The 15164-nt window shown below is 62.9% G+C and carries 19 protein-coding genes; 10 read left to right on the forward strand and 9 right to left on the reverse strand.

The features are described from left to right. Positions 1-42: 42 nt before the first annotated feature. Positions 43-2295 (reverse strand): TonB-dependent siderophore receptor, encoded by a 2253-nt coding sequence (locus LMTR21_RS19050; protein WP_065754974.1) that lies wholly within the window; start codon positions 2293-2295, stop codon positions 43-45. A 297-nt stretch (positions 2296-2592) separates the two neighbouring features. On the opposite strand from LMTR21_RS19050, the gene LMTR21_RS19055 reads away from it, so the two are divergent. Then, entirely contained in the window at positions 2593-3468 is an 876-nt protein-coding gene (locus LMTR21_RS19055) for a S1C family serine protease (protein WP_065754973.1), read from the forward strand. Continuing rightward, positions 3465-3842 carry a response regulator transcription factor gene (locus LMTR21_RS19060; RefSeq protein WP_065754972.1) on the forward strand — a complete coding sequence of 126 codons (378 nt, stop codon included), beginning with the start codon at positions 3465-3467 and terminating at the stop codon, positions 3840-3842. Before LMTR21_RS19055 ends, LMTR21_RS19060 begins: the two co-directional genes overlap by 4 nt. 17 nt (positions 3843-3859) lie before the next feature. On the opposite strand, the gene LMTR21_RS40895 is transcribed toward LMTR21_RS19060, so the two are convergent. Both LMTR21_RS40895 and LMTR21_RS19070 read right to left on the reverse strand, forming a co-directional pair. Beyond that, positions 3860-4366 carry a hypothetical protein gene (locus tag LMTR21_RS40895; protein WP_246175668.1) on the reverse strand — a complete coding sequence of 169 codons (507 nt, stop codon included), beginning with the start codon at positions 4364-4366 and terminating at the stop codon, positions 3860-3862. A gap of 17 nt (positions 4367-4383) precedes the next feature. Continuing rightward, positions 4384-4566 carry a hypothetical protein gene (locus LMTR21_RS19070; protein WP_084030832.1) on the reverse strand — a complete coding sequence of 61 codons (183 nt, stop codon included), beginning with the start codon at positions 4564-4566 and terminating at the stop codon, positions 4384-4386. 168 nt (positions 4567-4734) lie between these two features. On the opposite strand from LMTR21_RS19070, the gene LMTR21_RS19075 reads away from it, so the two are divergent. Continuing rightward, on the forward strand, positions 4735-6357 hold the full coding sequence (locus LMTR21_RS19075) for an ABC-F family ATP-binding cassette domain-containing protein (protein WP_065754970.1): 1623 nt from the start codon (positions 4735-4737) through the stop codon (positions 6355-6357). Between the two features lie 100 nt (positions 6358-6457). On the opposite strand, the gene LMTR21_RS19080 is transcribed toward LMTR21_RS19075, so the two are convergent. Further along, on the reverse strand, positions 6458-7432 hold the full coding sequence (locus tag LMTR21_RS19080) for a glycerophosphodiester phosphodiesterase family protein (RefSeq protein ID WP_065754969.1): 975 nt from the start codon (positions 7430-7432) through the stop codon (positions 6458-6460). Between the two features lie 164 nt (positions 7433-7596). On the opposite strand from LMTR21_RS19080, the gene LMTR21_RS19085 reads away from it, so the two are divergent. Together LMTR21_RS19085 and LMTR21_RS40900 are read left to right on the forward strand one after the other, a co-directional pair. Then, positions 7597-8472 (forward strand): MBL fold metallo-hydrolase, encoded by an 876-nt coding sequence (locus LMTR21_RS19085; RefSeq protein ID WP_065754968.1) that lies wholly within the window; start codon positions 7597-7599, stop codon positions 8470-8472. Between the two features lie 52 nt (positions 8473-8524). Further along, positions 8525-8617 carry a nitroreductase family protein gene (locus LMTR21_RS40900; protein WP_246175669.1) on the forward strand — a complete coding sequence of 31 codons (93 nt, stop codon included), beginning with the start codon at positions 8525-8527 and terminating at the stop codon, positions 8615-8617. Positions 8618-8814: 197 nt separating this feature from the next. Here the strand turns inward: LMTR21_RS40900 and LMTR21_RS19095 are convergent, their stop codons facing one another. Beyond that, positions 8815-10899: a methyl-accepting chemotaxis protein gene (locus LMTR21_RS19095; RefSeq protein WP_065754967.1), complete on the reverse strand. Its 2085-nt coding sequence runs from the start codon at positions 10897-10899 to the stop codon at positions 8815-8817. Between the two features lie 159 nt (positions 10900-11058). On the opposite strand from LMTR21_RS19095, the gene LMTR21_RS19100 reads away from it, so the two are divergent. Then, positions 11059-11808, forward strand: coding sequence for an SDR family oxidoreductase (locus tag LMTR21_RS19100; protein ID WP_065754966.1), 750 nt, complete (start codon positions 11059-11061; stop codon positions 11806-11808). A 121-nt stretch (positions 11809-11929) separates the two neighbouring features. Here the strand turns inward: LMTR21_RS19100 and LMTR21_RS19105 are convergent, their stop codons facing one another. Continuing rightward, the gene (locus LMTR21_RS19105; protein ID WP_148635981.1) at positions 11930-12184 is read right to left on the reverse strand and encodes a hypothetical protein; all 255 of its coding nucleotides are present in this window, start codon (positions 12182-12184) and stop codon (positions 11930-11932) included. 211 nt (positions 12185-12395) lie between these two features. On the opposite strand from LMTR21_RS19105, the gene LMTR21_RS19110 reads away from it, so the two are divergent. Further along, positions 12396-12635 (forward strand): hypothetical protein, encoded by a 240-nt coding sequence (locus LMTR21_RS19110; protein WP_141688488.1) that lies wholly within the window; start codon positions 12396-12398, stop codon positions 12633-12635. A 20-nt stretch (positions 12636-12655) separates the two neighbouring features. Here the strand turns inward: LMTR21_RS19110 and LMTR21_RS19115 are convergent, their stop codons facing one another. Beyond that, positions 12656-13090 (reverse strand): hypothetical protein, encoded by a 435-nt coding sequence (locus LMTR21_RS19115; RefSeq protein WP_065754964.1) that lies wholly within the window; start codon positions 13088-13090, stop codon positions 12656-12658. Between the two features lie 195 nt (positions 13091-13285). On the opposite strand from LMTR21_RS19115, the gene LMTR21_RS19120 reads away from it, so the two are divergent. The 3 genes from LMTR21_RS19120 (at position 13286) to LMTR21_RS19130 (ending at position 14657) form a co-directional block, all read left to right on the forward strand. Further along, positions 13286-13480 (forward strand): hypothetical protein, encoded by a 195-nt coding sequence (locus LMTR21_RS19120; protein ID WP_141688487.1) that lies wholly within the window; start codon positions 13286-13288, stop codon positions 13478-13480. Between the two features lie 56 nt (positions 13481-13536). Continuing rightward, positions 13537-13737, forward strand: coding sequence for a hypothetical protein (locus LMTR21_RS19125; RefSeq protein WP_065754963.1), 201 nt, complete (start codon positions 13537-13539; stop codon positions 13735-13737). Positions 13738-13868: 131 nt separating this feature from the next. Beyond that, positions 13869-14657 (forward strand): SDR family NAD(P)-dependent oxidoreductase, encoded by a 789-nt coding sequence (locus LMTR21_RS19130; protein ID WP_065754962.1) that lies wholly within the window; start codon positions 13869-13871, stop codon positions 14655-14657. Positions 14658-14752: 95 nt separating this feature from the next. On the opposite strand, the gene LMTR21_RS40090 is transcribed toward LMTR21_RS19130, so the two are convergent. Continuing rightward, entirely contained in the window at positions 14753-14902 is a 150-nt protein-coding gene (locus LMTR21_RS40090) for a hypothetical protein (RefSeq protein ID WP_187399376.1), read from the reverse strand. Positions 14903-14913: 11 nt separating this feature from the next. Further along, positions 14914-15147 carry a DUF6894 family protein gene (locus LMTR21_RS19135; protein ID WP_065754961.1) on the reverse strand — a complete coding sequence of 78 codons (234 nt, stop codon included), beginning with the start codon at positions 15145-15147 and terminating at the stop codon, positions 14914-14916. Positions 15148-15164: the final 17 nt, after the last annotated feature.

Genomic DNA, 15164 nt, shown 5'->3' on the forward strand with positions numbered 1-15164 from the left:
CGAACGGTTCTGGCTTTCAGCGCAGCCTCCTTTCGATCACTCCTACCACTTGTACGACAAGCTCGCCGTCGCACGGCGCCGGTCGCCGTAGAAGCAGGCGTTCACCGACGAACAGTTCGCCACGTAGATCGTGTCGGCGAAGTTGATGACGTTTAACGCCGCGCGCCAGTTCTGCCATTCATAGTGGATGGTGGCGTCGCCGAGCACGACGGAGGGGACAGGCATCAGGTTGATATTGTCGGCAAAGGAGCCGCCGATATAGCGCACGCCACCGCCGAAGCCAAAGCCGGTCAGCGGGCCTTCCTGGAAGGTGTAATCTATCCAGCCTGAGCTGAGTGTCCGGGGCGTGGCGGTCGGGACCTTCCCGATCACGGCCTGGTCCAGATCCTTGCTAACGAACAGATCATAGCTCGTGAACGCGCCGATCACCTTGAGGCCGGGGAGTGGGTTGGCAACGGCTTCCAGTTCGATGCCGCGCGAGGTCCACTCGCCGTTCTGCATCTGCAGATTTGGCGGGATGCTATTGGGATTGGTGGTAAGCACATTTTGACGCTTCAAGTCGAACAACGCGACGCCGAAATGGCCATTGAAGCCGTTCGGCTGAAATTTCAATCCGACCTCGGTTTGCTGGCCGGTCTCCGGCAACAGCAATTGGCCGGAACTGAGACCGATGATCGGATTGTAACTCGTGGCGTAGGAGACGTAGGGCGCAAGACCGGAATCGAAATTGTAGATCAGTCCGGCGCGTCCGCTGAACTTGCTGTCTTCGCGGCTCTGTCCCGCACCGATATGGTTGTTATTGTTGGTCGCGACCCAATCGTTTCGGCCGCTCAGCACGAACGTGAAGCGATCGAGCTTGATCTGGTCCTGCGCGTAGAAGCCGAGTTGATTCTGCGTCAGTGTCGTGTCCTGATAAGGAGCGCCATTGAAGCGCGCGGTCGGCGTATAGACCGGGTTCAGGAGATTGAGCGGTGTGGCGCCGCCGAAACCTTGCCAATCGTCGATTCTGTAAGTTTTGAGGTCCAGGCCGAACAGCGCGGTGTGCCTGAGAATGCCTGTGTTGAAGCGGTATTCGAGCTGGTTGTCGAGATTGCCCTGATTGGCGATGCCGTGGGTGAGGAAGTTGCCGCGTGCCAACGAAGCCGTCGCGGGGTCTCCGTTGACATAGCCGAGGCCAAACAGCGTCGATAGCGTAACGTCGACATGGCCGAAGCGAGCATTCTGCCGGAAAGTCACGTCGTCGGTGAGGTTACGCTCGAACTGGTAGCCGATCATCTCCTGCTCGCGCTTGAAGGTGTCGACACTGGGATCGCTGGCAAACAGACGGGTCGGAATCCGGCCGAACGGAGCGTTAACGACGGTGCCGATATACGGCAGGAAGTTCTCGCTGCGAGTCTCCAACTTCGAAGCTGACGCCAGCACGGTGAATGTCGTGTCGGCATCGGGCTTCCAGGTCAGCGACGGCGCGATGAAGTAGTTATTTTGGGGAGTGAAATCGACCTGGGTGCCGCCATTCTGGATCTGACCGACTACACGGTAGAACAGCTTGCCGTTTTCGGGTGCGGTTGCGACCGGGCCGCCGAAATCAAACCCCACATAGGCATTGCCGAAGTTATTGACGCCGGTTTCGAGATAGCGGATCGGCTCCATCGGAGGGGTCTTGCTGACCGCATTGACGATGCCGCCTGGGCTGGAGCCGCCATATAGTACGGCAGAGGGACCGCGCAGCACTTCGACGCGGGCGAGGTTGAACGGTTGCAGCTTCCAGCTCGCATAGGATGTGTAGAAGAGCTGCAGGCCATCGAGGAACAGGCCGATATCGTCCGACTTGAATCCGCGGATCAGGAACCAGTCGTTGCGGATATCTGCGCCGAATGTGCCGGCGACAACGCCTGGCGTATAACGCAGGATCTCGTCGAACTTGCCGGGCTTCTGATCGCGAATCTGTTCGCTGCCGATCACCGACAGCGACTGCGGCGTCTCCATGATCGGCGTATTGGTCTTGGTGCCCGCCATCGAGCGGCCGGCCACATATCCCTGGACGTCGCCGCGCGGGTTTTCGACGAAGCTTACTCCACGCTGCGGCTGCGGCCGGTTGGTTTGCGCGGCCTGCGTTGCGCGCCGCGTCTGCCGCCGCTCCGGCGTTGCGACGCGACGGCGGCCCTCCGGCGCTCCGACGACCACGGGGGGCAACGGCTGCGCCCCGGATTGCTGCGAAGAGTTTGACTGCGCGAACGACGCCTGTGGCCACAACGCCAATGCGGATACGGTCGCCAACGCGGCGACCTGCAACAAATCACGAGACTTCAAGGCACCACCCCAACCTGCGAGTACTTTGTCGCGCCTTCCCCTGGTTCAGCAGCGCAACGTTTCGACGCATACGCGAGGGAGTTCGATTCCTCTAATGGAAAGGTTCTTAGAGCCGTTCTTAGAATAGTTCCAGGAATGCTCCGTGTACTGTCGATTTGTCATCGACACTTGAAGGCTGTGGCGCGGGAATACTCGGCAATCGTTGCTCCCTCCCCATCAGGCTAGTTCCCCAACGCGATCCGAACTCCCAGATTGAAATCAGACAATCAAGGAGCTCCCGCCATGACAGACCCAACCGCTCCAATCCTTCCCTCGTTGTCCTCAGCCCTTGCCGACATGGTCGCCCGGACAAAATCCGCAATCGTCTCGGTGCATTCCCATCGCTCGCGAGCCTCCGGCTTTATCTGGAAGCCCGGCTTGATCGTGACGGCCGATGAGCCCCTGGCCGATGAAGGCGACGTCGCGATCAGGTTTCCCGACGGATCGGAACGGCGTGCGAGTATCGCCGGACGCGATCATACGACCGACATTGCCCTGCTGCGCGTCGATTCCGGGAATAGTGTGCCGATGGCGCTTTCACCCATCGTTCCGGATCTCGGTTCGCTGGCGGTCGTCGTCGCAGCCGAGCAGGGCGCTCCGACTGCGGCGCTCGGGATGGTCTCGCTGGTCGGCAACCGCTGGCGCAGCATGCGGGGCGGGGAGATCGACGCAAGGATCGAACTGGACGTGCGGCTGCGGCGCCGTCACGAGGGTGGCCTTGTCCTCAGTGCCTCTGGCGACGTGATCGGCATGGCTGTCCAGGGTGTGCGACGCATACTCGTGATTCCGAGTGCCACCATCGAGCGGGTTGCCGCGAGGCTCGAAACGCATGGCCGGATCGCGCGCGGCTACCTCGGGGTGGGATTGCAGCCCGTCGAACTCGACGATGGCCTTGGTGCGATGGTGATGAGCGTCGACAGGGCAGGCCCTGCGGCTGCCGCCGGCATTCGTCAGGGCGACATCATCGTCGGTTGGAACAATGAGAAGCTCAGGGACGTCCGATCACTGCTACGATCCCTCGGCCCTGATAGCATCGGCTCGGTCGTCGACGTCGCGATCAGGCGTGCCGGCGAGCCGGTGCAGGTCAGGCTCACGATCGGCGAAAGGCCGGAAGCATGAACGGCGCGGCGTCGCCGGCGATTGTGGTCGCGATCGAGATCGCAGATACGGCGCTGGTGGACCGGCTCGCATCGCTGCTCAGCGGCGTAACCGGCATTCGCCTGGCGGCACCAGGAGAAGAAGCGACGGTGGCGCTCGTCTCACGCGACCGTCCGACCGTCACGGAGCCGGCCGAGGTCGATCTTACGCCGCGCGAACGCGACGTGCTCCTGCTGTTGGCGGAGGGCGCATCGAACAAGGCCATTGCGCGACGGCTCGGAATATCCGTTCATACCGCAAAATTCCATGTCGGTTCGCTGCTGGACAAGCTCGACGCAACCGGCCGTACCGATGCGGTCACGCACGCGGCACGGCTCGGTGTGATCAACCTGTGACCTGACGTGTTGAGGTTCTATCCGTGCGATTTTTGAGGCTTGTGGCCTGACTGGCCCGGATGATTGTGCTTGTTGTGCTGGCTCTCCTGGTTGAGGCCGCCGCGGCTCACCGCAAATTCGGATTGACGGCCCTCGCGCTTGGCGATGTTTGCGCCGCCATCGCGTTGCGTGCGCGCGATGTCGTCCTCGACCTGTCTGGCATCGGGGACGTCAGGCTTCCTTTCCAGCATGCGCAGTTGCTGCTCATGCGTCTTCTTGCCCTGAAGCGTCGTCTTCCGTGGGCCGCAATCCCGATCGTTCTGCGGCGGCCCGCGCCGCCGGTCGCGAACCTCTGATTTGTCGATGCCGCCCTGAGCATTGGTGTCGTTCTCGATGTCGCCCTCGAAGGTATTGGCACCTTCAAACTCCTCCAGTTCATCCGGCGTTACCTGCGCCATCGCGGCGCCTTTCGAACCGCCGATCAGCGGGTTGCGATGCAGGTCGGCGTTGGTCGGCTTGCTCAGTTTCACGTGCTTGGGGCTCATGATGCGCTCCTCCCTCGCTAGCGATCCTGCCGGTGGCCCTGATGGGTGGTGTTCTCTGCGGTATTGCCCTGCTGGCCCTGCTGTTCGGGATTCTCGATACGGCCGCGATCCTTCTGGGCCTGATGGGCATTGCCGGACCTGGGGTCACCGGTACCCTTGTGACTTTGATTGTCCTGCGGGACGGGCGGAGGCTTAGTCATTGCGGGCTCCCGTTGTTTTGCTTGTGCCGCGGGGTCAACGCGCGGTGAACCGCAAGGGTTTCTGGCCGATTTTTCGGGAACTACGTCGCCGGAGTTCTACGGAACTTGAAGGTCCGCCTGCGATGTCCTAAGCAGCGGCCGCAGCGATTTTCCTCCTTTCAGGCCCCAATGATCCGCCTCGATAACGTCAGCAAGCAAGTCGGCCACCAGATCCTTTTCATCGAAGCTTCCGCAGCCCTGCAGAAGGGCGAGAAGATTGGCCTCGTCGGCCCGAACGGGGCGGGCAAGACTACGCTTTTTCGGATGATTTCGGGCCAGGAATTGCCCGACGAAGGCCAGGTCTCCCTCGATCGCGGCATTACCATCGGCTATTTCAGCCAGGATGTCGGCGAGATGTCGGGCCGCAGTGCCGTCGCTGAAGTCATGGACGGCGCCGGCCCCGTCAGCGTCGTGGCGGCCGAGTTGAGGGAACTCGAGGCCGCGATGGCCGATCCGGATCGCGCCGACGAGATGGAAGACATCATCGCGCGCTACGGCGAGGTGCAGCATCGTTTCGAGGAGCTCGACGGCTATGCCCTCGACGGCCGGGCGCGCGAGGCACTGTCGGGCCTCGGCTTCAGCCAGGAGATGATGGAAGGCGACGTCGGAGCGCTCTCCGGCGGCTGGAAGATGCGTGTCGCGCTGGCGCGCATTCTGCTGATGCGGCCCGACGTGATGCTGCTGGACGAGCCGAGCAACCATCTCGACCTCGAAAGCCTGATCTGGCTGGAGCAGTTTCTGAAAGGGTATGAAGGCGCGCTGCTGATGACCTCGCATGACCGCGAGTTCATCAACCGCATCATCAACAAGGTCGTCGAGATCGACGGTGGCACGCTCTCGACCTATTCCGGCAATTACGAATTCTACGAGCAGCAGCGCGCGCTGAACGAGAAGCAGCAGCAGGCCCAGTTCGAGCGCCAGCAGGCGATGCTGGCCAAGGAGATCAAGTTCATCGAACGCTTCAAGGCGCGCGCGTCGCACGCGGCGCAGGTGCAGAGCCGGGTGAAGAAGCTCGACAAGATCGAGCGCGTCGAGCCGCCGAAGCGGCGGCAGACCGTGGCATTCGAATTCATGCCGGCGCCGCGCTCGGGCGAGGATGTCGTCAGTCTGAAGAACGTCCACAAGGGCTATGGCAGCCGCAGCATCTATCAGGGGCTCGATTTCATGATCCGCCGCAAGGAGCGGTGGTGCGTGATGGGCATCAACGGCGCCGGCAAGTCGACGCTGCTGAAACTGGTGGCGGGCTCGGCCGAGCCTGACGACGGCACGGTGGCGATCGGCGGCAGCGTCAAGATGGGGTACTTCGCCCAGCATGCCATGGATCTGCTCGACGGCGATCGCACGGTGTTCGAGTGGCTGGAAGATTCCTTCCCGCAGGCAGGACAAGGCTCACTGCGGGCGTTGGCAGGCTGCTTCGGCTTCTCCGGCGACGACGTCGAGAAGAAGTGCCGGGTGCTCTCGGGCGGCGAGAAGGCGCGGTTGGTGATGGCGAAGATGCTCTACGACCCGCCGAACTTTCTGGTGCTGGACGAGCCGACCAACCATCTCGACCTTGCGACCAAGGAGATGCTGATCGGTGCGCTCTCCGAATTTGAGGGCACGATGCTGTTCGTCTCGCATGACCGGCATTTTCTGGCGGCGCTCTCCAACCGCGTGCTGGAGCTGACGCCCGACGGCATCCACCAATATGGCGGCGGTTACACCGAATATGTCGCGCGCACCGGGCAGGAAGCGCCGGGATTGCGGAGCTAATGCCGTAGCCCGGATGGAGCGAAGCGCAATCCGGGAACGGTTTAGCCAGCGGCGAGAACCCCGGATTTCGCTTCGCTGCATCCGGGCTACGGGCTACAGGCTATCTGCGGGCAAGCGGCGCAATAACCTCGATCTCGTTGGTCCAGATGCCGCCGGAAAAATTTTGCGGCAGGCGTGCAAACTGCTCTGATGTATCGATGCCACTGGAAAATCCGCCCCCGCGATAAGGGCCGAGCACGAAGACTTCGCTGTTGGCCGCTTTCATCCGATTGAGAAAGCGGTCCGGCCATCCCCACATCCACGGTGCGACATTGATCGGCAGCATCACCATCGCATTGTTGCAGGCCTTCGGCACCAGGCCGGTCCAGCCGTAGCCGATGTAGCCGAGCAGGCAGCTCTTGATGGTCGCCCGCGAGATGGTCCGGATCTCCGGCAGGCGCGTCCGCACGGCCTGGACCGGCTCATCACCGCCATAGACCATGATCTGCGCGCGGCGCTCGCTAGGCAACTTGGACAGCACGGCCGCCAGCTTCTCGCCCTCGGACGCGTCGCGGCTCTTGACGTTGATCAATAGCCGCGCCTGCGGGAAGGTTGTCAGCACCTCGGCAAGCGTCGGCATCTGGCCGATGCCCTTGCCGCGGAAGGGAAAGGTCTTGCCGCCATCAGCGGTATAGCCATGAGCGATATCGAGCTTCTTCAGATAGGCCATGGAATGCTCGCGCGTGACGCCTTGCCCGTCGGTCCGGCAATCCAGCGTCCAGTCGTGAAACACGGCGAACTCACCGTCTGTTGTCGGGTGGACATCGAGCTCGACGATATCGGCGCCGGCCGCAAAGCTCGCCCGCATCGAACTGATTGTATTCTCCTGATACTCGTGCGTCGGTGGCAACATCCTTGCCGCCGTGCAGGTGTCGTTCTTCAGGTCGCGTTCGTCGAAGCGCTGCGCCATGCCGCGATGGGCGAGCAGGACGGGCTTGCCGTCGCGGTGCTCGGCGAAAAGATTGGTGTTGTTGAGGTAGATCGCGGCCGCGATAATTGCGATCGCCGTCGCGGCATATTTGAGTTTCTTGTTCAAGGCTTGCCCCCGCGTGAGAGGCGGATTCGCTAGGCAGTATTTCTGTTCGATTTGCGGCGGAGAGCAGCGAATGTCGAAACGTGTGGGTGCTGCAACTCGCGTACACCTTGTCGGCGCCGAACTCGCCCGTTAGGCTATTTCGAAAAATGGGGAGCGAAGCGAGGATGAAGCAGCTCAGGATCGGCGACGTCACCATCGATGCGGTGATCGAGCGCGAAGGGCCGTGGCGCCGGCCGCAGGATTTCTTCCCGGCTTATGACGAGGCGGTGTTCAGGCATCACCTTGCCGGCATGGAGCCCGAGGTGTTCGATACCGCGCTGGGGCTGATGGTCATCACCTACCAGACCTTCGTGGTCCGCACCCCGCGCTACACCATCCTGGTCGATACCTGTACCGGCGAGGACAAGGGCCATCCGCCGCCGTTCGATTTTCCGGGCAAGGAGCGCTGGCGCAACGAGCTGTTCGCGCTCGGCATTAGCTATGAGCAGGTCGACTATGTGTTCTGCACCCATCTGCACATCGACCATACCGGCTGGAATACTACGCTGCGCGACGGGCGCTGGGTGCCAACATTCCCCAATGCGAACTACATATTTCACAAGAGGGAATATGCGGCGTGGGAGGCGGAAAACGCCAAGGGCGCCAACCCGCCCGGCACGGTTTTCCGCGACAATTGCCTGCCGATCGTCGAGGCCGGGCAGGCCGTGCTGGTTGACGACGATTACGCCCTCGACGATACCATTACGCTGACGCCGACGCCGGGGCATTCGCCCTGCCACTGCTGCGTCAATATCTTCTCGGGGGGCAAGCGCGCGGTGGTGGCCGGCGATCTCATGCATCACGTGATTCAGTGCCGCGAACCGGAATGGTCGGCCAAGCCCGACTGGGATCCGAAACAATCGGCGATCTCACGGCGCAAGTTCTTTGCCTCGGTCGCCGGCACCGACACGCTGATCCTGCCGATCCATTTCCCGGCGCCGACCGTCGGGCTGATCACCGCGGACGGCGACCGGTTCGATTATCGATTCAGAAGGGACTGATTGTGGGAATGCAACGGATGGATTTCGAGACGCTGGTTCAGACCCGAAGAGCGTGCGCGGCTTCACCAAGGAGCCGGTCTCGCGCGCCGTCATCGAGGAGATCATCGATGTCGCCAAGCGCGCGCCGTCGTCGATGAACACCTAGCCCTGGCTTATCCATGTCCTGACCGGCGAGCCGTTGGAAGAAGTGCGATATCCCGAGGACGAGGTCATCATGACGTGCATCGTCATGGGCTATCCCGACGACAGCTTTCCCGCCAATGCGGTGCGGTCGGACCGTGAAGCCAACAGCGATTTCGTCCGCTATGTCGGGTTCGCCGATTAGCGCGACGGGATCCGGCCTTAGGCCGCGCGCACCTCGGAGAGGAAGCGGTTGACCTGTCCGGCAAGGTCCTTGGACTGCGAGGACAATTGCTCGGCTGCGCCCAGCACCTGATTGGCGGCGGCGCCGGTGTCGTCGGCGGCCTTCTGCACGCCCGTGATATTGGAATTGACTTCCTGGGTGCCGCGCGCGGCTTCTGACACGCTGCGTGAGATCTCCTTGGTCGCGGAGCCCTGCTCCTCGATCGCCGCTGCGATAGCGGTGCCGATCTGGTCGATTTCGGCGATCACGTTGGCGACGTTCTGGATCGCCGTCACGGTCTGGTCGCTCGCCGTCTGGATCGAGGCGATCTGTTCGGAGATTTCGGTGGTCGCCTTTGCGGTCTGGCCGGCCAGCGATTTGACTTCGGAGGCGACGACGGCAAAGCCGCGGCCGGCGTCGCCGGCGCGCGCGGCTTCGATGGTCGCGTTCAGCGCGAGCAGATTGGTCTGTGCGGCGATGCTCTGGATCAGCGTCACGACGTCGCCAATCTTTTGCGCGCCTTCGGCAAGCGAGCGCGCGGTCTCGCCGGTGCGGCGTGCGTTCTCGACCGCGCGGGAGGCGATTTCGGTCGATTGCGCGACCTGACGGCCGATCTCGGAGATCGAGGAGGTCAGTTCCTCGGTGGCGCTGGCGACCGTCTGCACGTTGGCGGAGGTTTGTTCGGACGCGGCGGCGACGATCGCCGCCTGGCGGTTGGTGGCGGTCGCGGTCGACGACATCGACTGCGCGGTGTCCTCCATGACGGACGAGGCCGCCGAAAGCCCGCCGACCAGCTCGGTGACCTTGGCTTCGAACGCGCGGGTGAGTTCGTCGAGCACCTGGGCGCGGCGCATCTTGCCGTCGCTCTCGGCAGCCTTCTCGGCGGCGAGACGTTCCGCCTCGATCATGTTGTGTTTGAAGACGCCTACCGCTGCGGCCATCGCGCCGATCTCGTCAGAGCGCCCGGCGCCGGCGATGTCACCGGATACGTCGCCGCTGGCCAGCCGCGACATCGTGGAGGTGAGGTCGACGATCGGGCCGCAGACACGGCGGCGCACCATCGCGATCAGCACGGCGCTCGCAACAGTAACCGCAACGAGGCCGGCGAGCGCGATCAGGAAGCTGAAGCGCGCGGCGGAATAAGCGCTGCCCAGAACATATTCGGCGTTGTCGTAGAAGGCATTGCGAACCTCGACGACGGCGCCGAGGCCGACTTGGGATTCCGCATAGAAGAAATCGACATTGTGTTCGTATTTGCCTGATGCCGCGCCTTCCTTGGCGAGCTTCAGTTCTTTGCCGAAACGGCCGACATAGACTTCATTCATCTTTTCCAGCGCCGCGGCCACATTGGGCGGCGTCGCCGGATTGCCGCGCAGTTCCTGCAGCGACATCAGGATCTGGTCGGCGCGCCCTTGGGAGCGCGAATACTCCATCTTTTCGACCTCGGTGGCGGCGCGATTGGCGCCCACGAGGTTCTTGTGGATGCTGGCGTTGTAACCACCGACGTCGCGCAGGTTCCAGGCGATGTTGGCATAGACGGCTTGCCGATAGGCATCGCCGTCGAGCTGCGCCATACGGCGCACCTGCTCGTCGAGCAGCTTGGTGACTGCGGCGTTGAACACGGCATTGTCGGCGACGATCTTTCTGGCGGCATCCTTGCGCGCTTCGGCCGGGCCGTCGATCGCCTTGTCGATGGCAGTGCGCAGCGCGTTGAATTTCACGTTCAGTTCGTCGATGCCGGCGCCGATCGCGGCGGCGTCGTCGAGCCCGCCGGACAGGTTCTTGCGGACCGCGTTCATCTTGTCGCGGGCGCCGTCGGTGTTCTTGCGCAATTTTTCGTTAAGTTCCTTCCGCACCGCCGGATCGACCGCAGGCGGTCCGTATAGGATGTTGGTCGAGAAGCCGCGCTCGGAGTTCATGTAGCGCGGGATGTCGCCGACCGCCCGCACCACCTCGAGCCGGCTCTGCGCGAGCGAGACCTTGTCCATGGTCTGGTACTTCGAAACCGCCACATAGACGGCGAGCCCGCCGCCGACGGCGGAAAGCGAGACGATAGCAGCGGTGAGGAGGGTGCCGATTTTCATGGGATTTCAGGCCATTTGCGCGGGTCTGGGAGAGCGGACCACCAGTATAAGTGGTGCTAATTAATCCAGAGTTACGGTTGGCGTGTCACACCCGTGCCTTCCATTTCGTCTTGATTTAACGGGGGGTTGCGCGGTTTTCGGGAGAGAGGAGCAAGGAACATGAAGATCGTTATCATCGGTGGTACCGGCCTGATCGGTTCGAAACTGGCTCCGTTGCTGCGCGCGCGCGGCCATGAGGTCTTGCAGGCCGCGCCGAGCAAGGGCGTCAACGCGGTTACCGGGGAGGGCCTGCAAGCGGCGCTGGCGGGCGCCGACATCGTCGTCGACGTGTCGAATTCGCCCTCGTTCGAGGACAAGGCGGTGCTGCACTTCTTCGAGACGGGAACGCGCAACCTGATCGCGGCCGCGAAGCAGGCCGGCGTGCGGCACTGCGTTGCGCTGTCGATCGTCGGCACCGACCGGCTCGAGGGCAGCGGCTATTTCCGCGCCAAGTTGGTGCAGGAGCGGCTGATCGAAAATGCCGGCCTGGCCTACACGATCCTGCGCGCCACCCAGTTTCACGAGTTCGTCGGCGCGATTGCAGATTCCGGGCGAAAGGACGGCGCGGTCCATGTCTCGAGCCAGTTGATGCAGCCGTTGTTGTCCGACGAGGTCGCGCTGGCGCTGGCCGATGTGACGCTTGGCGAGCCTGCCGGCGGCATCCGCGAGGTCGCGGGCCCCGAAGCGGCGCCAATGGCGGATTTCGTCGGCCGCTGGCTGCGCAAGCAGGGCGATGCCAGCAAGATCGTGGCGGGCGCCGACGTGCCGTATTTCGGTGCGCCGCTCGCGTTGCGCACGCTGGTGCCGGACAACGGCGCACGGATCATGCCGACACGGTTCGACGATTGGCTGGCTCAGCGAAGTCCGTAGTCGGTGGGTGGGCAAGCGAAAGCGTGCCCACCATGTCAGGAGAGACGATCGGTGATGGATGGTAGGCACGACGCAAGAGCGGCCTTTGCACACCCTACCGATCTGGCGGACGAGGAGCCACTCACTGCGCTTCTTCGGTCGCATCCTTTGCGGTGGCGCGCGGCTGGGTCGAGGCTTTGGAACCCATCGCATGACACGGCAGTTGCGTCCATGTGCCGTCGGCTTCCTGCTGATAGGCATGGCAGGCGGCGGAAGCGGGTGCTTCGCTCGTCTTCGCCGGGTGGGAATTCGTGCTTGAGTTCCTGGCGAGCGTCGGCGCCGCCAAAGTGAGAAGCGCAGCCGCCGAACCGAAGAAGATCGCTTGCCCTAGCCGCATGACAAATTCTCCTTTTCTCGAAACGATGTATTCTTCCTAAAAGATATTGTGGAAATTTTTGGGAATGCCGATGGACGTACCGGCACTTGCTTAACGAATGGCAAACGCGCGGGAGCGGACGCGCACAGCGCAGAATGAATTCTGTTCTCGCGCGCAGGAACCAGTTTCTGCAGCTGCGCGTTGGCCCGGCATCATGCCGAAGGCACGGCCCATGCGTCCGGAAAAGTCACTCTTCAACGCGCTGCTTACCCATTTCCTGATGGGAGTGGCGCTTGGACTGTCGATGGTCCTGTTGCTCAGCCTCATCGACGCCTTCCACGTCAGAGACCTCGTTGCCAAGAGCGCCGCACCGGTCCAGACCACGGTGATGCTGGTCACGACCTACGCCCTGATGTTCGGCATCGGCTCAGTGCTGACCGGTTTGGTGCTGACGCTGGAAGAAGAGAGCTGAAGGTCGGACGGCCTGCCTGATCAGCGGCGGAGGCGGGCGATCGCGCCGGCGACGATCTGCATGGTGACGCCGACGATCCATCCAGCCATGATCATCCCTATCCATCCCACATGCGGATCCTGGCGCAGCACGATGACGCCGACGCAAGCAAACGCCGAGAACGCCGCGAGGAAGGTGCCGACGGCGCTGAGGAGTTCCGGCCCGTCGATCTTGCCGACCCAGGCGCCATCGATGAGCGGCTTGTTAAAGGCGTTGGAGGGCAGGGGCGGCGTATCGATGCCGAGGTAAAAGCCGATGGCGCCGCCGATCATCATCAGGAGCAGGAAGGCCTGGTTGGTGAGTGCGGAATGGCTCGTTCCGACCAGTGCGGCCACAAACAATCCGCTCGCCGCGCCTGCCATCGCAAGCCCAAGGCGTTCCAGAACGTGGGCAATTTTTCGGACGCGGCTCTGCATGATTGGCCTCCCGCCGCTGTCGGGACAGGTTAGGCCGATTTCACAACGCGCGGAAGCAACCTGACGGTGCAGGCATGCGCCAAATTGAGACGGCATGCCACAGCGTGCGCTCTCGCGCGGATCGGCAGTCAAAACAACTTGCAAAGGCCGAAAATGGTTTCGTCCGTTTTACGAGTGCTGCGGAGAAGGGCGCTGGTGTCGGGCGAGAAAGATTGGATAGCCATTTCATTGACCAATCCGGCGACCGGCCGGATATTTGGTGCTGCTTTTCGTCAATCGGGATCACCGCATGAGATCGAATCCAAAGCCAGTCGTGGGCGATATGCGCAAGCGCATGACCCGCCGCTGCGTCTCGTCGGCGACCGGCGCCTGTTGCTGATCCGCACGTAAACAAACCCGTGATCACTTATTCGACAGGAGCGCCGATATTCGGCGAACGAACAGTCATGTCCAAAGCCTACATCATCGAAGTTCACGACCGCACCGCCGGCATCGTCGCCGGCGACGAGCGCGGTTTTACGTTTTTCTCCTCCGACCGCGCCTTCGATCGCCTCGACGGCCGCGATTTCAGCTCCGCTCGGGAGGCGGAGCGCGCGGCCAGGGCGATGCTGGGGGCTACGAAAACCCGCGCGCGTTCGCTGCCGTGAACCGGCGGTTCGATCAAGTTCAGATGCGTGGAGTCAATAGCGAAGTGTTGTTGCGCGGCTATCGTATTTGACGCTTCGCTTATCCGCCCTGCGGTCTTAGGATGCGCCTCGTTTCGACGGGAGGCGCGAACATGAGTCTGTTGAGTGCAGCGTTCGATCCCGCGCACGAGGCCGCGCTCGTCACTGGTGCGGGTAACGGCATCGGCCGCGCGATTGCGCAGGCGCTGGTGGGAGAGGGTGTGCGCACGGTGTTTGCCGATGTGAACCGGGACACCGTGACCGCGGCGATCAAGGCCTCGACGCGGCCGGAACTGGCGATGCCCTGGATCGGCGATCTCGCCGATCCCGCCGCACGCGAGGCGCTGCTGGCGGAATCTGCCGCCGCGCTCGGGCGCGTGACGCATTTCGTGCATAGCGCCTCGCCGCCGCGGCGCGAGAGCGACCATGTGCTCGGCGTCACCACCGAGATCTGGGCGCAGATGCATGCGGTGAATCTTGAAGCCGGATTTCATCTTGCCCGCGAACTGGCGCAAAAATTGATCGCTGACAACGAGGCCGGCTCGTTCCTGCTGCTGACCTCGCTGCATGCTGGCACGCCGCGCAACCTGCCGCATTACTCGACGGCGAAGGCCGGGCTTTCGATGCTGGTGAAGGAATTGGCCAAGACGTTCGGCCGCTTTGGCATCCGCGTCAACGCGCTGGTGCCGGGCGCGATCGCGGCCGGCGGCTTCGTCGCCGACCCCGCGCTTGCCAGACACATTCCGCTTGGCCGGCTTGGTGAGGCCAAGGACCTTGCGCCGCTGGCGCTGGCGGTACTCTCGAACCGGATATCGGCCTACGTCACGGGCGCGGCGATCACGATCGACGGCGGCCTATCGCTGACGAACTGGTTCGAGCCGCCGGAATTGGGGGAGTTGTAGCGGTGGCAGGGTGGGCAAATCAAAGCGAAGCGTGCCCACCGTTAGTGCGAGTTGGTGGGCACAGCGCAAGAGCGCCTTTGCCGACCCTCTACGGGTCACGCCCCATGCTTCGCGTGCCATTTCGGGCCGGGGCCGCGCATGTAGTGCAACTCGGGGCGGTAGCGGTTGTGGGCAAGGCCGAGCAGACCCTGCCATCGGGTCACAATCTCGGTCAGGCGTCGGAACAGTGGTTGCATGGCCAGCATGGCGACACCTCTCAATGCGGCTTGCCGAGCAGGGACGAAAACGGCAGGGCGAAGATTTCGTCGTCGAGATCGTCGCTGACATGCAGTGTCCAGTCGCGCCAGTCTTCCGGGTCCTGCAGCATGATCAGCGACTGCACGACGCGGGCGGCATGGGCGCGCACCTCGGCCAGATCTTCGACGGCGGCGCCGCGCTGATCGAAGCACACACCCTCGGAATTGGAGCAGTGGAAATAGACTCGTGCCATGTCCGACTCCTGCGATT

The organism is Bradyrhizobium paxllaeri, from assembly GCF_001693515.2.
Taxonomy (GTDB): Bacteria; Pseudomonadota; Alphaproteobacteria; order Rhizobiales; family Xanthobacteraceae; genus Bradyrhizobium; species Bradyrhizobium paxllaeri.

What these genes read in the sequence shown, in the direction of transcription:
- LMTR21_RS19055 (WP_065754973.1), top strand. Translation starts at nt 2,593, where the DNA reads ATGACAGACCCAACCGCTCCAATCCTTCCCTCGTTGTCCTCAGCCCTT.
- LMTR21_RS19060 (WP_065754972.1), top strand. Translation starts at nt 3,465, where the DNA reads ATGAACGGCGCGGCGTCGCCGGCGATTGTGGTCGCGATCGAGATCGCA.
- LMTR21_RS40895 (WP_246175668.1), bottom strand. Translation starts at nt 4,366, where the DNA reads ATGAGCCCCAAGCACGTGAAACTGAGCAAGCCGACCAACGCCGACCTG.
- LMTR21_RS19070 (WP_084030832.1), bottom strand. Translation starts at nt 4,566, where the DNA reads ATGACTAAGCCTCCGCCCGTCCCGCAGGACAATCAAAGTCACAAGGGT.
- LMTR21_RS19075 (WP_065754970.1), top strand. Translation starts at nt 4,735, where the DNA reads ATGATCCGCCTCGATAACGTCAGCAAGCAAGTCGGCCACCAGATCCTT.
- LMTR21_RS19085 (WP_065754968.1), top strand. Translation starts at nt 7,597, where the DNA reads ATGAAGCAGCTCAGGATCGGCGACGTCACCATCGATGCGGTGATCGAG.
- LMTR21_RS19095 (WP_065754967.1), bottom strand. Translation starts at nt 10,899, where the DNA reads ATGAAAATCGGCACCCTCCTCACCGCTGCTATCGTCTCGCTTTCCGCC.
- LMTR21_RS19100 (WP_065754966.1), top strand. Translation starts at nt 11,059, where the DNA reads ATGAAGATCGTTATCATCGGTGGTACCGGCCTGATCGGTTCGAAACTG.
- LMTR21_RS19105 (WP_148635981.1), bottom strand. Translation starts at nt 12,184, where the DNA reads ATGCGGCTAGGGCAAGCGATCTTCTTCGGTTCGGCGGCTGCGCTTCTC.
- LMTR21_RS19110 (WP_141688488.1), top strand. Translation starts at nt 12,396, where the DNA reads ATGCGTCCGGAAAAGTCACTCTTCAACGCGCTGCTTACCCATTTCCTG.
- LMTR21_RS19115 (WP_065754964.1), bottom strand. Translation starts at nt 13,090, where the DNA reads ATGCAGAGCCGCGTCCGAAAAATTGCCCACGTTCTGGAACGCCTTGGG.
- LMTR21_RS19125 (WP_065754963.1), top strand. Translation starts at nt 13,537, where the DNA reads ATGTCCAAAGCCTACATCATCGAAGTTCACGACCGCACCGCCGGCATC.
- LMTR21_RS19130 (WP_065754962.1), top strand. Translation starts at nt 13,869, where the DNA reads ATGAGTCTGTTGAGTGCAGCGTTCGATCCCGCGCACGAGGCCGCGCTC.
- LMTR21_RS40090 (WP_187399376.1), bottom strand. Translation starts at nt 14,902, where the DNA reads ATGCTGGCCATGCAACCACTGTTCCGACGCCTGACCGAGATTGTGACC.
- LMTR21_RS19135 (WP_065754961.1), bottom strand. Translation starts at nt 15,147, where the DNA reads ATGGCACGAGTCTATTTCCACTGCTCCAATTCCGAGGGTGTGTGCTTC.